1 protein-coding gene and 1 pseudogene are annotated in these 589 nt (G+C 70.7%); both read right to left on the bottom strand.

Going from position 1 to position 589, the window contains the following annotated elements; all coding sequences use genetic code 11:
- On the bottom strand, positions 1–318 hold a 318-nt coding region (locus tag BZY54_RS48620; RefSeq protein WP_143668472.1), incomplete at its 3' end, for a chaplin family protein.
- Positions 319–510: 192 nt separating this feature from the next.
- Positions 511–589: pseudogene (gene chpH / locus BZY54_RS48615) on the bottom strand (chaplin ChpH); the annotation flags it as partial.

The following is a 589-nucleotide window of genomic DNA, read 5'->3' as shown; positions in this document are numbered from 1 at the left end:
GTTGCCGCAGACGTTGACCGGTACGTCGACCGGCGCCTGGACGTGGTTGCCGGAGCCGACGCCCGGCGAGCCGCCGGTGTGCCCGCCGGCGTGCGATCCGCCGCGGCCGTGCCCGCCGTGGCCGTAGCCGCCGCCCGAGTCGCCGTACCCCCCGGACGAGCCGCTGCCGCCACCGCGGTCGGCGCACTTGTTGCCCACCGCCGGGTTGAGCAGCCCGACGACGTTCACGGTGTTGCCGCAGACGTTCACCNNCGCGGCGGCGATCACACCGGTGGCTGCGGCCACGGTCATCAGGCCCTTGCGGGTGACCTGTCGCATTTTGCTGAATCCCTGCCTTCGACCTTTTTCGAACCTTCCGGAACGCGCGTTCGCATTCGGCGGGAAACCGCCGTCGTGATCGCGCGAAAAACCGGTCGGCCCCGGAGCGCGTGGCGCGCGCTCCGGGGCCGACGGGCTCAGACCCCCCACGGAGTCGATGGAGTCAGACCCTTCACGGGGCGGGGCACGACGTCACTTGTTGATGCAGGTGTTGCCGAAGGCGGGGTTCAGCAGCCCGATCACCGAGATCGTGTTGCCGCAGACGTTCACC

This window comes from Streptomyces carpinensis, from assembly GCF_002154505.1.
Lineage (GTDB): Bacteria > Actinomycetota > Actinomycetes > Streptomycetales > Streptomycetaceae > Streptomyces > Streptomyces carpinensis.
Note: the sequence above shows the minus strand (reverse complement) of the source record. Positions and strands in the feature narration are given on the sequence as shown.